The sequence below is a fragment of the Nocardia sp. NPDC056952 genome (genome assembly GCF_042674185.1).
Lineage (GTDB): Bacteria > Actinomycetota > Actinomycetes > Mycobacteriales > Mycobacteriaceae > Nocardia.
The window spans coordinates 13,080-30,387 of record NZ_JBHURA010000019.1 but is presented as its reverse complement, the minus strand read 5'-3'; the positions used below and the strand labels follow the sequence as shown (position 1 = coordinate 30,387).

The 17,308-nt window shown below is 67.7% G+C and carries 3 protein-coding genes; all 3 read right to left on the bottom strand.

Going from position 1 to position 17,308, the window contains the following annotated elements; genetic code table 11:
• Positions 1 to 27: 27 nt before the first annotated feature.
• The 3 genes from ACFTS5_RS33395 to ACFTS5_RS33385 all read right to left on the bottom strand — a co-directional run bounded on the left by ACFTS5_RS33395 (position 28) and on the right by ACFTS5_RS33385 (position 17,303).
• Positions 28 to 1,056, bottom strand: coding sequence for a GDP-mannose 4,6-dehydratase (locus tag ACFTS5_RS33395; RefSeq protein WP_378639154.1), 1,029 nt, complete (start codon positions 1,054 to 1,056; stop codon positions 28 to 30).
• 253 nt (positions 1,057 to 1,309) lie between these two features.
• Positions 1,310 to 2,692, bottom strand: a complete 1,383-nt coding sequence (locus tag ACFTS5_RS33390) for a glycosyltransferase (protein ID WP_378639151.1) — start codon at positions 2,690 to 2,692, stop codon at positions 1,310 to 1,312.
• A 40-nt stretch (positions 2,693 to 2,732) separates the two neighbouring features.
• Positions 2,733 to 17,303, bottom strand: coding sequence for a type I polyketide synthase (locus tag ACFTS5_RS33385; protein WP_378639148.1), 14,571 nt, complete (start codon positions 17,301 to 17,303; stop codon positions 2,733 to 2,735).
• Between the last annotated feature and the right edge of the window lie 5 nt (positions 17,304 to 17,308).

Sequence of the window (17,308 nt, the reverse complement as noted above, 5' to 3'; positions counted from 1 at the left end):
GTGTCAGAAACCCATCGGGTTCTGCGACTAGACAGTTGGAGCCACTCGGACACCGGCGGACGACGACAGCAGTTTCACGTCGGACTCGACCATGTCGGTCACCAGATCCTCGAACGAAACCGAGGGCTGCCAGCCGAGCTCTCGCTGCGCTTTTCCGAAATCGGCGCACAGGAGATCGACCTCAGCCGGACGAACCAGTGCCGGATCGACGGTCACGTAGTCGTTCCAGTCCAATCCGACAGCCGAGAACGCGAGTTCCACGAAACGGCGGACGGTGTGTATCCGGCCGGTGCCGATGACATAATCGCCGGGCTCGTCCCGCTGCACCATGAGATGCATTGCGCGTACGTAGTCGCCCGCGAATCCCCAATCTCGCTGTGCGTCCAGATTTCCGAGTCGCAGCTCCTGTGCCAAACCGAGCTTGATACGCGCCACACCCAGGGTCACTTTTCGGGTCACGAATTCCGCGCCCCGGCGAGGCGATTCGTGATTGAAGAGAATTCCGGAGGACGCATGCATTCCGTAGGACTCGCGATAATTCTGGGTAATGTAGTGCCCGTACGCCTTGGCGACCCCATAGGGACTACGCGGATGAAAGGGCGTCAACTCGTTCTGCGGAGTTTCACGAACCTTGCCGAACATTTCCGAGGAGGATGCTTGATAGAAGCGAATCTGCGATCCATTGGCCGACTGCGCCTGCGAGGCTCGCACGCCACTGACGATTCTGATGGCTTCGAGAATGCGAAGGACTCCCATACCGGTGACCTCCGCGGTGATCTCAGCCTGCTGCCACGACAGAGGGACATAGGAAATCGCGCCGAGATTGTAGACCTCGTCGGGGGCAACCATTTCGACCGTGGATACCAGATTTCCCTGGTCGAGCAGGTCACCGCGTGCGAACCGGACACTCGGAACCAGATGCGGCGCCAGCGGCAGGCGAGGTTCCATCTGCCCGCGCACCAAACCCCACACCTCATAACCCTGCTCGAGAAGGTGTTCAGCCAAGTAGGAGCCGTCCTGGCCTGTGATACCGGTGATCAATGCACGTTTAGTCATGGCGCTCTTCTGTCTCCAACCATCGGTGTGAGGGGTTAGGCCCGGTCCGCTCAGGTAATGCACGGACCATCGGCATCGAATCGATCCGATGCCGATTCGTCCGACACATACAAACTGAAATATATCGACACCCACCCCTACAGTGACACCCCTGCGGTCCCCCTCATCCTGCCCATGAGTACATGATCAGAAATGTATTGACAATTTCTCGAGGGCGCTGGAAATACGATTGTTCACGGCGCCCATGCGGCATTTACCCGATGACGCCGGAGGTACCCTGCCGTGCCGCGGAAATAAGATCACCGGCCGCCGAGGCTCCGCCCGCGCGCCGATGACTTTCACCCCACTCGACAGCCCTTTCACGGAATTCCGGCTCGTTCAGCAATCGAGTCAGTTTGTGCTCGATGCCGGATGGCTGGAGGTTCGAGTCATTGAGAACCGCAAGTCCGGCTCCGCTCTCGACGACTCGAGCGGCGTAGTCATGGCAATCCACCCAGAACGGCATCACCAACAGCGGCTTGCCGAAGAACAAGCCTTCGTTCACGCTGTTTCCGCCACCGTGGTTGAAGAATACCTTCACATTGGGGTGTGCCAGCACACCGAGCTGCGAAGGGACCCACGACTCGATTCGGAGATTTTCCGGCAGACGCTTCGGCAGCAGCGCCTGCTGATCGGACGACAATTTCCAGAGGACGTGATGATCGGGCCCGAGAGCCGCGACGACGTCGAGGATCGTGCCGAGCTGGGCCCGGTCCAGCCGCATGATCGTGCCGAATCCGATGTACACAATCGATTCGCAGGCGTCGAGCCAGGCGTCGAGCTCGTTGTCTGCCTGCGGACTCTCGTGCCCGCCCGCCGGGATCATCGCACCGACCAATCGGAGGTGCTCGGGCATCGCATCGAACGGAACTTCGAAATCGGCAACAGTGAAGCCGAGCACCTCATGAGCGAGATCGGAGTATTTCGACGGAAGGCCGTGCGGGTTGGGAACACCGGCCTCCTTGCGCCGCCGAGCGAGAGGCGCGGCTTTGCGCATCAGCGACGGCTTGAAGAGCGCGATCCGACTTCCCACATAGAACGAGATATTCGCGATCCGTTGCGCGATGCTCATGTTTCTCGGCAGTCCGCTGAACGGCGCCGGGTACGCCAGCGGAAGCCGTTCGAAGTACACGCTGCTGACCGGGATGGGAACTGTCATCACATAGGGGATCCCGTGCATCAGGGCAGCGTCCATCGCCCAGGTACTCGACGAATCGGCGACCACGAGCGCCGGCCGTAGCCGGTCCAGCTGTTCCATCAGGTTGGTGTACTTGGTCCAGACGTCGTCGGAGTCGGATACCGCGTCCAGGAAGGCGCTGAACCGACCGATCATGGATCCCGAGCACAGTGCCCGATAGGTTTCGTCGCTCCAGTTCGACGGGTCGAGTTCGGGCTTGCGCGAACCTACCGAGACGAACTGGAGCGGTTCGAGTCCACCCTGCCTCTCGATGTCGCCCTTCCGGTCGTCGGTCGATGCGAACCACAGGCCGGGCTCGCCTCGCCGGGCGAGTTCGCCGGCTATCACCAGCAACGGATTGATCAAACCGGAATCCGGGTTGGCCGCGAAGAGGATTCCCCCGGCTGTCGTGTCGTTCATATTTCTCTGCCCTTCAGATCGTCTTGCGCGAACCCGCGGTTCACGACACGCCCAGGTCGTTGTCGATGAGATCGAAGATCTCGTCATCGGTAGCGGCGTCGAGGCCGGCCACGTCTTCGGTCTCCTCCGCCTCGGCCTCGCCGAGTTTCGCCAGCAGCGTCTGCAGCCGCATCGAGAGCTTCGCCCGCGTCTCGGCATCGCAGTTCACCGCGACTTCCCTTCCGAGCCTGTCGAATTCGTCCAGGATCGACAGCTCACCCGACCCACCGTCGAGCTCGGCCACGAGGAAGTCGGCAACGGCGGTCAGCGTCGGGTAGTCGAAGACCAGGGTCGCCGGCAAGGTCGTTCCGGTAGCGCTGGACAGCCGGTTGCGCAACTCGACCGCGGTCACCGAGTCGAACCCGAGGTCGGTGAACGGCCGATCCAGATCGTCGGAATGCGCGCCGGAATACCCGAGTACCGTGCCGATTTGATCGCTGACAACGGTCGACAGCAGTTGGCGGCGCTCCGTGCGTGGCAGTCCGGCCAGGCGCTGACGCAACTCCGACCCGGCACCGGATTCCAGATCGCCGTCCTGATCCTGCAAGGCCCGTGCCGCTTCCGGGATTCCACTGATCAGTGGGCTCGGCCGGGTGAAGGTGAACGGCCCCGCGAATCGCTGCCAGTCGATGTCGGCGACGGTCAGCTGGGTCTCGCCGTGCTCGACGGCGTGCAGCAGCGCGCCGAATGCCAGTTCCGGGTTCATCGGACGAACGCCGCGGCGTAGCAACGCTTCCTGCGCGGAGTCGTTGGCTGTCATGCCACCGCCGCCCCAGTTGCCCCACGCGACCGTCGTCGCGACAAGACCGGCTGCCTTGCGATGTCTGCCGAGACCGTCGAGGAAGGCGTTACCCGAGGCGTAGGCGGCGTTGCTCGCACTCCCCCACGATGCCGAGCCGGAGGAGAACAAGACGAAGGCCGCCAGTTCGAGCCCGCTGGTCAGGTCGTGCAAGGCGAGCGCGCCGTCCACCTTCGCCGACACGGCGTCTGCGAATTCGGGGATTGTCGTATCCGCGAGCATGCCTTCGACCGGCACGCCCGCGGCATGCACCACCGCCGTGAGTGCGTGTTCCGGGGGAATCGCAGCGAGCAGCGTCGCCAGTGTGTCCCGATCGGCGGCGTCGCAGGCGGCCAGTGTGACTGTCGCACCCGAGTCGCGCAGGTCGGCCGCCAGTTCGGCCGCACCGGGGGAATTCGCCCCACGACGGCTGATCAGCAGCAGGTGCTGTGCGCCATTGGCCGCCGCCCACCGCGCGACCCTGCTGCCGAGGGCACCGGTCGCGCCGGTCACCAGCACCGTGCCCGCTGGCTTCCACGGCGTGCCGGTGGTCGTGACGGGATCCGGCGCACGGGTGAGGCGGCGCCCGTAGGCCCTCGGGCCGCGCAGCGCGATCTGGTCTTCTCTCGAGCTGTCCCCCAGCAGGCCGACCAGATTCGCCACAGCAGCCGGGTCCGGGTTCGAGGGAAGGTCGACCAGACCACCCCACCGTTGCGGATACTCGAGCGCGGCAACCCGGCCGAGGCCCCAGATCGGGGACTGCGCGACACCGAGAACAAGGTCTCCGGCGACCACGGACATCGCGTCCCTGGTGACACACCAGACCTGGGCGTCCGATGCACCATCGTGCAGGGCCTGCACGAGGACCACCGTGCTCACGAAGCCGTTCACGAGCACCCGATGCTCTTCGTCGGCTCGCTCGTCGAAGGCCAGCAAGGAGAGCACGCCGTCGAGAGCGCGTGCTTGCCCGAGGAGCTCGGCCAGCGCCGCTCGGCTGATCCCCGCCGGCACAACCATCGAGTCGACGTCCGCGGTACGGCCGAGTGCGCCGATGATCGTCTCGGACAGCTGCTGATCGATGTGTTCGGGCAGCAGTACCAGCCAACTGCCCTGAGGACCTGTCTCGCCGACGGTGACCGGCGCCCAGGTCTCCCGGTAGCGCCAGTCCGCGACCGCCGAATCGTCCAGACGTCTCCTGCGCCATTCCATCAGGCCGGGCAGCACCTCGCCCAGCACCGCCGCGTCCACGTTCATAGAGGTGGCCAGCGATCCGAGGTCACCGTTCTCGACGGTCTCCCAGAACCCGGCGTCGGCGCTGTCACCGCGGGCGGTCTCCGTGGCGACCAGTTCCGGCCAGTAGCGCCGGTGCTGGAAGGCGTACGTCGGCAACTCGACTCGGTGACACGCACTCGGCTCGACACCAGCCGACCAGTCGACGGTGTGTCCGTGCACGAACAATTCCGCGAGAGCGGCGAACACGGTCTGCGGTTCGTCCCGCGCCGCACGCAGCACCGAGACGATGACCGTGGGCTGATCGGGATCGAACTCGAGATCGGCGGCCACAGCGCCGGTCAATGTCGCGTCCGGCCCCACCTCGAGGAAACTGTTCACGCCGTGCGCGGCCAGGGTGGCGATGCCGTCCGCGAACCGTACCGCCTCGCGGGCGTGCTCGACCCAGTACTTCGCCGACCCCCATTGCTCGGCCGTCATCAACTCGCCGGTCCGGTTGGATACCACCGGCACCGCGGGCTCGGTGAATTCGACGGTGGCACACACGCGCTCGAATTCGTCCAGCATCGGCTCCATCAGGTGCGAATGGAACGCGTGGGAAACCGCGAGCCAGGTGGTCTTGCGCCCGTCGGCGGCGAAGCGGTGCGCGACGGCTTCGACCGCCGCGCGAACACCGGACACCACGACCGCCCCCGGACTGTTCACCGCGGCAAGACTCACCGAATCGGACAGTTCCCGCGTCACTTCGGCTTCGCTCGCTTGGATGGCCACCATCGCACCGCCTTCCGGCAATGCCTGCATCAACCGGCCCCGCGCCACCACCAACCGTGCCGCGTCCGCCACCGGCAGCGCACCCGCGACACAGGCCGCGGTGATCTCGCCGACCGAGTGACCGATCATCAGATCAGGGACGACACCGAACGACCGGAGCAGCCGGAACAGCGCGTACTCCACCGCGAACAAGCCCGGCTGCGCGAATTCCGTCCGATCCAGCTCCCCGGCCTGCTCGGGCTCGAACACGATGTCGCGCAACGACTTGCCCAGCAGTGGGTCGGCCACCGTGCAGACCTCGTCGAACGCGTCGGCGAAGACTGGGAATGCCGCGTACAGCTCACGGCCCATGCCCGCTCGCTGAGCGCCCTGTCCCGAGAAGACGAAGGCGAGCTTGCCCGGTCGTCGCCGCCCGACGACCGCATGAGCAGACGAATCGCCGCGTGCGACCGTGGAAAGTCCCTCGATCAACTCGGCCCGATTTCGGGCGACGACAACCGCCTGATGATCCAGCGCGGCTCGCGTAGTGAGCAGCGACCAGGACAGATCCGCCCGCGAGGCCTCCGGGGCATCGTCCAGATAGGACCGCAGCCGCGAGCTCTGCGCCCGCAACGCCGCCGCCGACCTGCCGGAGACGACGAACGGCAGCAGCGATGTCAGGTCCGGGTCTGCGACCACCGCCGCGACCGGCTGCTCGGGCGCCTGCTCCAGGATCACGTGCGCGTTGGTTCCGCTGATTCCGAACGACGACACCGCCGCTCGCCGGGTGCGGCCGGTCTCCGGCCACGGCCGGGTCCTGGTCACCAGCTCGACCGCGCCCGCCGACCAATCCACCTCCGGCGTCGGCTCCTCAGCGTGCAGGGTGGCAGGCACCACCGCGCGTCGCAGCGACTCGACCGCTTTGATGACCCCTGCCACCCCAGCGGCGGCCTGGCTGTGGCCGATATTGGACTTGATGGATCCCAGCAACACCGGCCGGTCCGCCGACCGGCCGCGACCATAGGTGGCCAGCAGCGCCTGCGCCTCGATCGGGTCGCCCAGCGCGGTGCCGGTGCCGTGCGCCTCCACGACGTCGATATCGTCGGGTGACAGGGAGGCGCGGTGCAACGCGTCGCGGATGACCCGTTGCTGGGCGGGGCCGTTCGGCGCCGTCATGCCGTTCGAGGCGCCGTCCTGGTTCACGGCCGAGCCGCGAAGTACCGCCAGCACGCGATGCCCGTTGCGAGTCGCGTCGGAAAGCCGTTCGAGCACGACCCAACCGACCCCTTCGGCGAACGCCATGCCGTCCGCGGCGGCCGAGAATGCCTTACACCGACCGTCTTTCGCGAGAGCGCGTTGCTGGGAGAACCCGATGAACCCCGCTGGCGACGACATCACCATCACACCACCCGCGAGCGCGAGGGAGCATTCGCCGGTGCGCAGGGCCTGCGCCGAGAGGTGCATGGCGACCAGCGACGAGGAGCATGCGGTGTCCACGGTGACCGCGGGCCCCTCGAGACCGAACACGTACGACACCCGGCCGGACAGCACGCTCGACAGGCTGCCTGTCATGGCCAGCCCGTCGAGCGCCCCCACCTGTCCCCCGCCCGCCTGCGGCGCGGGGTTGGCTCCGACGAAGACACCGGTCCGGCTGCCGCGCATCGTGAGCGGGTCGATTCCCGTGTGTTCGAAGGCTTCCCACGCGGTTTCGAGCAGCAGGCGCTGCTGCGGATCCATGACCGTGGCCTCGCGCGGCGAGATACCGAAGAACCCAGCGTCGAAATCGGCCACCGCCTCGAGAAAGCCACCGTGGCGCACGTAGGAGGTGCCCACATGCGCGGGATCGGGGTGGTAAAGGTTCTCGACGTCCCAGCCACGGTCGGTGGGGAATCCGGAAATCGCATCGATGCCGTCGGCCGCGATACGCCACAGGTCCTCGGGTGAGCCGACACCGCCCGGGTAGCGACAGGCCATGCCCACGATGACGATCGGATTGTCATCGATCGCCGCCGGCTCGATCGCGGCCGGCGCGTCTGTCGCCTCGATGCCGAATGCCTCGGCGATCAGGTAGCGGGCCAGGTCCTTCGCGGTCGGATAGTCGAAGACCATGGTCGAGGGCAACTTCAGGCCCGTCGCCTCGACGAGACGATTCCGCAGTTCCACAGCGGTGAGCGAGGTGAAACCGAGCTCCTGGAAGGCGCGGTCGGGCGCGACGTCCTTCGCGCTCGCGTGACCGAGGACTACCGCCACCTCGGTGCGAACCTGCTCGAGCGCCAGCGCCTCACGCTCCGCGCCGGATACCTTCGAAAGTCTCTCTCGCAGTTGCGATTCGACCGCGACAGCGGAACCGGCCGACCCGTGCTCGGCGAGAATGCTCCGAACCTGTGGCAGCGCCCCGAGCAACGGGCTGGGCCGGTTCATCGTGAACAGCGGAACGAAGTTCTCCCACTTGACGTCCGCGAGCAGCAGGAAGGTCTCGTCGTCGTCGAGTGCGGTGTGCATTCCCGCGAGCGCGAGGTCCGGGTCCATCGGGGGCAAACCGTGCCGGGTTTGCCGCTCGCCCACGACCATCCCCTCCACGATGTTGCGGCTGTCCCACATGTTCGGTGTGCCCCACACGCCCCACGCGATGCTGATCGCGGTACGTCCGCGGGCGCGCCGACGCTCGGCCAGCGCGTTGAGGTGTGCGTTGGCGGCCCCGTACGCACCATGGGCGCCACTGCCCCAGACGCCGGCCACCGAGGAATAGAGCACGAACGCGTCGAGCTCGATGTCCTCGGTCAGCTCGTCGAGATGGACCGCGCCGTCGACCTTGGCGCACATCATCGCGTCGAATTCCTCGACCGTCGTCCCGGGGAGCGACGCGACCTCGAGCGAGGCGGCGGTGTGCACGACCATCCGCAGCGGAAGATCGTCGTCATCGGCGAGCGCCACTGCTGCCGCGACCGCGGCACGGTCGGTGATATCGCCGCCCACGATGGCGACCTGCGCGCCGAGCGCACGCAGTTCAGCGGCCAGCTCGGAAGTTCCGTCGGCCGCCGTGCCGCGACGGCTGACCAGCACCACCCGCTCGGCACCGTGCTGGACGGCCCACCGTGCGGTGAGCGCACCGAGGGTTCCGGTACCGCCACTGATCAAGGTCGTGCCGCTGGTGCGCCAGGCCGGGGTCTCGGAGACGGTCTTCCCGGTCGGTGCGGGCACGATCCGGCGGGCCAGCACACCGTTCGCGCGGATCGCGACCTGATCTTGGCCATGTGTCCCGGTGAGAACCGCTCGGAGCCGGGCAAGTGCCGGGTCGTCGAGAGTCGCGGGCAGGTCGACGAGACCGCCCCAGCGCTGGGCATGCTCGAGCCCGGCAACCGGGCCGAGGCCCCACAGTTCGGCCTGTACCGGATCGGGGGCCACCGTGGCGACCGCCCCGCAGGTCACCAGCCACAGCGGCGCCGCCACGCCCGCATCACCCAGTGCCTGGATCAGGGCGAGCGTCGCTGTCGTGGAGTTGCCCACGGACGCGATTCCCTCGACGGTATCGAACGCGGCCAATGCTTCGGCCAGTGCGTGCCGGTCGGTGGTTTCCACCTCCAAGACGTGCGCGTCGGCCAGGGTGCCGGCCACCGCGACCACGTCGCTGTTGGAAGCGGTCCCGGCGGGCACGACCACCAGCCAGCGCCCCGGCGCCGTGCCCGACACCTCGACCGGATGCCAATCCACCCGGTAACGCCAGGAATCCAGTACCGAGGCGTCCCGCTTGCGCCTGCGCCAGGTAACCAGGCCAGGCAGGACCTCGGTGGCCACCTCGGCATCGATCTCGAGACCCGCTGCCAGGGTCGCCACATCCTCGCTCTCGACTGCGTCCCAGAACTCGGCGTCGAGGTCGCCCGCGCCCGGATTCTGCCGAGCAGGCGATGATTCCAGCCAGTACCGCTGACGCTCGAACGGATAGGTCGGCAGGGCGACACGAACTGCGCCGGTCAGCAGCGGACTCCAATCCACCTGCCTGCCGCATACCTGGACCTCGGCCAGCGATCGGATCATGCGATCGAGATCGCCGTCGTCGCGCCGGATCGAACCGACCGCCAGTGCGGGCTGGTCCGCCGCCTCGATCGCCTCCTGGATCGCGGGCACCAGCACCGGATGTGAGCTGACCTCGATGAAGAACCGGTAGTTCTCGGCGAGCAGCTTCGAGATCGCCGGGAAGAATCGCACCGGCTGCCGGAGATTGTCGATCCAGTACCTGACGTCGAGCTCCGAGCCGTCGATCAGCCGCCCTCGCACCGTCGACAGAACGGGCATCCGCCCTCGCTTGGCAACCACGCCGGACAGCTCGTCGTTCAATCGCTCGGCGATCACGTCCACCTGTGCCGAATGGGACGCGTAATCGACCTCCACCCGGCGAACCCGAACCCCGGCGGCACGGCATTCGGCGATGACCTCGTCGAGCGCGGCATTGCCGCCGGAGATCACGGTGCCCGCTGGACCATTGAGGGCCGCGACCGACAGTTCGGCACCGAACGGGGCGATCAATTGCTCGACCCGAGCCACCGGCAGACCGATCGAGACCATGCCACCGCGCCCGGACAGCTCTTCGGCGATGATCCGGCTGCGGCTGACGACGACGCGGATACCGTCGGCGAGGCTCAACGCCCCCACGACACACGCCGCGGCGATCTCGCCTTGTGAATGCCCGACCACGACATCCGGCACGACTCCGAAGGACTCCCACACGGCAGCCAGCGACACCATGACCGCGAACGACACCGGCTGCACGACATCGACCCGGTCCAATGATGAATCCTGCCCGCCGGCAAGGGCATCGAGCAATGACCAACCGGTGAGCGGGTCCATCAGAGCGGCGCATTCGGTGATCCGCGCGGCGAACACGGGACTCGTCCGAATCAGCTCGCGCCCCATACCTGCCCATTGGGCGCCCTGACCGGGGAACACGAACGCTGTCTTGCCGGACCGCACCCGACCGGTGACCACCTCGGCTGCGGAATCCCCACCGGCCACGGAATTCAGCGCCGCGGCCAGCTCGGCCCGGTCCCGGCCGATCACCACCGCGCGCTCGTCGAGGGCGGCGCGGGTGGTCGCGAGCGACCACGCCAGATCGCGCAAGGACGTGGGCTCGTCCAGGAACTCGACCAACCGCGCGGCCTGTTCCCGCAGCGCGCCCGTGGTTCTCGCGGACAATACGAACGGCAATCCCGACAGCGACTCGGGTTGCGCCACAGCCGTTTCCGTTTCCGGTTCCGGAGCCTGCTCCAGGACGACATGCGCATTGGTACCGCTGACCCCGAATGACGAGACCCCGGACCGGCGCCGCCGACCCGACTCCGGCCACGGCACCGCCTCGGTCGCGAGGCGGACCGCACCCGCTGCCCAATCGACGTGCGGCGTCGGTGCGTCGAGGTGCAGGGTTTTGGGCACCACACCATGGCGCATCGCCTCGACCATCTTGATCACACCCGCGACACCCGACGCGGCCTGAGCATGACCGATATTGGATTTCAGCGAGCCCAACCAGACCGGACGATCCTCGGGACGGTCCTGTCCGTAGGTCGCGATCACCGCCTGCGCTTCGATGGGATCACCCAGCGTGGTACCCGTCCCATGGGCCTCGACCACGTCGACATCCGCGACGGACAGTCCCGCATTGCGCAGCGCCTGCCGGATGACTCGCTGCTGTGACGGCCCGTTGGGCGCGGTCAGGCCGTTCGAGGCCCCGTCCTGATTCACCGCCGTGCCGCGCACGAGCGCCAGCACCGGATGCCCGTTGCGGCGTGCGTCCGCCAGCCGCTCGAGCAGTACCAGACCGGCGCCTTCGGACACACTGGTGCCGTCCGCGCTCGCCGCGAACGACTTGCTGCGGCCATCAGCGGCCAGGCCACGCTGCCGCGAGAACTCGATGAATGTGCCCGGGGTGGCCATGACGGTGACACCGCCCGCGAGCGCCATGTCGCATTCGCCGGTACGCAACGCCTGAACAGCGGAGTTCATCGCGACGAGCGAGGAGGAGCAGGCCGTATCGACCGTGACCGCGGGCCCTTCCAAACCGAAGGTGTACGAAATCCTCCCGGAGACAACGCTTCCCGAGACACCTGTCGCCAGGAAGCCTTCGACACCCTCCGGCAGTTCCCGAACCTGGGCACCATAGTCGTGATACATCACGCCCGCGTAGACGCCGGTACTGCTACCCCGCAAGGACAGCGGAGCGATACCGGCTCGCTCGAACGCCTCCCAGGCGAGCTCGAGCACTACCCGCTGCTGCGGGTCCATGGCGATCGCTTCCCTGGGCGAGATTCCGAACAGGCCGGGATCGAAATCCGCCGCGCCATCGAGGAATCCGCCCTCGCGGGTGAGCTCCACACCCCGCGATCGCGCGGCGCCGAGATCCGACATGTCCCAGCCGCGGTCCAGCGGGAACGGCGCGATCACGTCGCCGCCTTCGGCCACGAGCCGCCACAGCGCCTCCGGCGAGTCGATGCCACCGGGATAGCGGCAGCTCATGGCGACGATCGCGATGGGTTCATCGAACGCGGTCACCGCGTTCTGTGGTGTCTGTGCGGTGGCGGGCCCGCCCATCACGGTGTCCAGGAGGAACCCGGCGAGATCGGCCGAATTCGGATAGTCGAACGCGAGTGTGGCAGGCAATCGCAAGCCGCTCGCGGTCGCCATCCGATTCCGGAACTCCACCGCCGTCAGCGAGGTGAAACCCAGATCCGCGAAGGCCGCGGTGGGGCCGACCTGCCGCGCACCGTCGTAACCGAGGACGGCCCCGACCTCACCCACGACCAGATCGAGCAGATATTGCTGCTGTTCCGGACGGGACAGGCCAGCGAGCTTACGGAGCAGGGACCGGCTGCCGGCTCGGGCGCCTCTGCGCACCCGGGCAACCGATCGGACCAGGCCGCGCAGCAGGAAATGCGCCGTGCCCTCCTCCAGCTGAGCACGAAGCGCGACGGGATCCACTCGCATCGGGACGACAGCGGCGCGATCGACCGCCCGCGCCGCGTCGAGCAGCGCGAGGCCCTCCGCGGGGGTCATGCCCACGATTCCCGACCGGTCGAGTCGCTCGACATCGGCCGCGGTGAGATCCGCTGTGAGCCCGTCGGCCCGGGCCCATCGTCCCCAGGCCAAGGCGAGGGCCGGAAGTCCCTGTGTCCGCCGAAGTTCGGCGAGCGCGTCGAGATAGGCGTTGGCGGCCGCGTACCCGGACTGCCCCGGGGTCCCCAATGTTCCAGCGGCCGAGGAGAAGAGGAGGAAGGCCACGAGGTCGCGCTCACGCGTCAGTTCGTGCAGATGCCACGCCGCATCGATCTTGGGGCGCAACACCGAGGCGATCCGCTCCGGCGTCTGCGCGGTGACGACGCCGTCGTCCAGCACCACCGCGGCGTGCACCACGGCGGTCAGCCGGGGCAACCGGTCGAGCAGGTCGCTCAGCGCGACCCGATCGGCCACATCGCACGCGATAACGGCTACCTCGACGCCGAGCGCCGCGAGCTCATCGCGCAGCGCAGCAGCGCCCGGTGCTTCGATACCGCGCCTGCCGACCAGGGCGAGGTTCCGGACGCCGTGTGCGGTGACGAAATGCCGTGCCAGTTCGGCGCCGATGGTTCCGGTGCCACCGGTGATCAACACCGTCCCGTCGGGATCCAAGGGCACCGTGTCCGGCCGGTCCGCGCCCTGCTCCCGGGTGAGCTGGGGGGCCACGGCCACACCGTCTCGAACAGCCAGCTGCGGCTCACCGCTTCGCACCGCGAGCGAGAGCAGCTCCGCCGACCTCGCATCGTCATCGATATCGACCAGCACGAACCTGCCGGGGTGTTCGGACTGCGCGGACCTGATCAGTCCCCACAGCGCCGCGCCCGCGAGGTCACGCGCGCTCGATTCGTCGGCGGTGGTCATGGCGTTGCGAGTGACGAACACCAACTGGGAATCGTCGAATTCCGGTGTAGCGAGCCAGGTCTGGACGAGGTCGAGGCCCTGCTCCACCGTCGCGTGCGCGCCGTCGGCATCCTGGCGCGCCGGCTGTACCGGTACGAGCACGAATTCCGGCACCGTCGAGGTATCGGCCAGTGCGCCGAGTTCTGCTGCGGCGACGGTCCGTTGGTCCGCGCCGAGCGCGGCTCGGTCACCGACCGGGTCTTCGCCCATCGTGACCGGTTGCCAGCGCACGTGCAGCAGATCGTCGGTCTGACGTGCCGAGGCCGGCATCTCGCGCAGGACGATCGACTCCGCGGTCAGCACGGGGCGGCCCTCGTCGTCGGTGATCCGCACCGACACACCGGTCCCAGTGGCCGCCTTTCCGAGTCTGACCCGGAGCGTCGACGACCCGCTGCGATGCAACGTGACACCACGCCAGGCGAAAGGCAGCAGCGGTCGGCCCCCGGACGTTGTGAAGGAGCCGAAGGCAACCGCGTGCAACGCGGCGTCGAGCAAGGCCGGATGCACACCGAACCGGTCGACATCGCGAAGCGAGGCAACCGGATTCACCTCGGCGAAGACCTCGTCGCCGGAACGCCACGCGGAGGCCAGTCCCTGGAACGCCGGACCATAGATCATGCCAAGGGCCGACAGGGTGCTGTAAAGGCCGTCGAGTTCGGCCTCGGCTACCGGTTGGGCATTGGCCGGGAGCCAGGGCTCGGAATCGTCATCGACGACCGAATCCGCTTGGGTGAGTATCGCATTCGCGTGGTTGCGCCACGACACGTCATCGTCGCCCACGATCTGTGAATGGATCGACAGCGTGCGGCGGCCGTGCTCGTCCACGGGCGCGATGACGACCTGCAGCCGCACCGCGCCCTCGGCGGGCAGGACCAGCGTCGACTCGAGCGTCATTTCCTCGATGTGGTCGAAGCCGTCGAGCGCACCTGCGCGCAGCGCGAGCTCGGCGAACGCACTGCCGGGAAGCACAACGGTGTCCCCGACAGCGTGATCGGCCAGCCAGGGATGCGTACGCTCCGAGAGCAACCCGGTGATCACGGTCGCCTCGGAGTTGGCGAGCGACACCGCCGCCGCGAGCAGCGGGTGATCGACAGCCAGCAGACCGATCGCACCCAGATCGCCCGGTCGCGCGGAAATCTCCATCCAGTACCGGGTCTCATCGAACGAGTAGGTCGGGAGTTCGGTCAGGCGAGCGCCGACCCGTTCGAAGAGCGGTTTCCAGTCGACCGGCACACCGGTCGCCTGCATCGCGGCCAGCGACCTGTGAAAGCGCCGTCCACCACCGTCGTCGCGGCGCAGCGTCCCGGTCACCACGGCCTCGGCGCCGACGGCCTCGGCGGTCTGCTCGATACCCGCGGTGAGCCAGGGATGCGCACTCAACTCGACGAACGTCCGGAAACCGTGGTCGATCGCGGTGCGGATGGTGCGATCGAATTCGACTGGTTCGCGGGCATTGAGGTACCAGTACTCCGGCCCGAGCTCGGCGGCATCGCGGGTCTCGGCTGTGACCGCGGAGTAGAAGGGAATCGTGCCGGGCACCGGCTCGATTCCGGCGAGATCGTCGAGCAATCGGTCCCGCAACGGCTCCACCCGATCGCAATGACTCGCGACCGTTCCCGGCAGCATCCGAGCCCGGACGCCGTCGGCCGTGCAGGCGGCCACCAGTGTGAGCAATCGGTCTTCGTCCCCGGCGACGACCGTCGTGGCCGGATTGTTCACCGCGGCGACCGTCAGCGCCGGATGGGAGCGCAGTAGCTGGTGCACTTCGGCGACCGGCAAACCGATCAGGGCGAGTGTGCCGTTTCCGACGAGTTCGTCGGCGAACAACCGCGACCGGCGCACGACGATCCGTGCCGCGTCAGCCAGCGAAAGCACGCCCGCCACACAGGCGGCGGCGATCTCACCCTGTGAGTGCCCCACCACCGCACCTGGTTCGACGCCGTAGGAACGCCACAGTTCGGCCAGCGACACCATCACCGAGAACAGCACCGGCTGCATCACCTCGGTGCCATCGGGCAGCGGTGCGTCCCCGCGCAGGAGATCCAGCAGCGACCACCCGACCATCGGGTCGATCACCGCGGCGCATTCCGTGAGCCGAGCGGCGAAAACGGGCTCGGTGGTGAGCAATTCGGCGACCATGCCGTTCCACTGCCATCCGTGGCCGGGGAAAACGAACAGCACACCGTCCCGAGATCGGCGGGCGGTGTCACGCAGGGTGTTGTCCGCCTGCTGCTCCGACGCGAGGGCATCCAGCGCGATCCGCAGTTCGGTGCGGTCCTGCGCGAGGACTACCGCCCGCTCGTCGAGCGGCGAGCGGGCTGCCGCCAGCGACAGCGCCACATCACGCAGTTCCTGCTCCGGGTGGCTGTCCAGGTGCCTGTGCAGCTGCTCTGCCTGTCGGCGAACCGCCTCGGAATCCTTGCCCGACAACAGGTACGGCAGGACCACCGGCGGGCAGTCGGCCCGCTCCGAGACTGCTGAAGCGGGTGCCTGTTCCAGAATGAGGTGGGCGTTGGTGCCACTCACGCCGAACGAGGACACGCCCGCGCGGCGCGGCCGATCCGAATCCGGCCAGGCGCGTGCCTGCGACAACAGCTCGACGTCTCCCGCGGACCAGTCGACGTGCGGGGTCGGCACCTGTGCGTGCAAGGTCTGCGGCAGCACACCGTGCCGCATCGACATCACCATCTTGATGACACCCGCGACACCCGCGGCTGCCTGCGCATGGCCGATATTCGATTTGATCGAGCCGAGCAGGAGCGGACTTCCCGCGCGGCGGCCCTTTCCGTAGACGTCGATGATGGCCTGCGCCTCGATCGGATCGCCGAGAACTGTTCCGGTGCCGTGTGCCTCGACCGCGTCGACATCCGCGGCAGTGAGGCGCGCGTTGCCGAGCGCCTGCCGGATGACCCGGCGCTGCGCGGCACCGTTCGGGGCGGACAAACCGTTGGACGCACCGTCCTGGTTCACCGCGGAGCCACGGACAACGGCCAGCACCGTATGCCCGTTGCGTCGCGCGTCGGACAGGCGCTCGAGCAGGAGCACACCGACGCCCTCGGCGAATCCGGTGCCGTCGGCCCCTGCGGCGAACGCCTTGCAGCGGCCGTCCCCGGCCAGACCGCGCTGCCGGGATACCTCGATGAAGGGAGCGGGGCTGTGCATGACGGCCACGCCGCCACCGAGCGCGAGTTCGCATTCGCCGCTGCGCAATGCCTGCACGGCAAGGTGCACAGCGACCAACGACGAGGAGCAAGCCGTGTCCACGGTGACCGCGGGCCCGCTGAGCCCGAAGGTATAGGAGATCCGCCCCGACAGCACGCTGCTCGCGCTGCTGGTGAGCACCTCGCCTTCGAGGGTGTCGCCCGAGGCGGCTAGTACGGACGGATGCTCACCGGACCCGCCGCCGACGAACACGCCGACGTTGCGTCCTTCCAGCGACAGCGGCGCGATACCGGCGCGCTCGAACACCTCCCAGCTCGCGTGCAGCAGCAATCGCTGCTGCGGGTCCATGGCGAGCGCTTCGCGCGGCGAGATCCCGAAGAGACGCGCGTCGAAGACCCCCGGCTCGTCGAGGAAGCCACCCGCTCTGGAGTAACTGTGCCCGCGAGCCTCTGGATCGTCATCGAACAGGCGGCTCAGGTCCCATCCGCGGTTCGCCGGGAAGTCGCCGATCGCGTCGGTTCCGTCGGCGACCAGCCGCCACAGATCGTCCGGTGATCCGGCGCCGCCGGGGTAACGGCAGCTCATGGAAACGATCGCAATGGGCTCGGCGGCCGCACCCGCGATTCGTTCGTTCTGCTTGCGCAGTCGATCATTCTCGAGCAGGGACCGGCGCAGGGCCTCGGCGACATCGCGCACTGACTTATCCACGTTTC

Coding starts and splice junctions, on each gene's coding strand:
- ACFTS5_RS33390 (WP_378639151.1), bottom strand. CDS start 2,692: ATGAACGACACGACAGCCGGGGGAATCCTCTTCGCGGCCAACCCGGAT.
- ACFTS5_RS33395 (WP_378639154.1), bottom strand. CDS start 1,056: ATGACTAAACGTGCATTGATCACCGGTATCACAGGCCAGGACGGCTCC.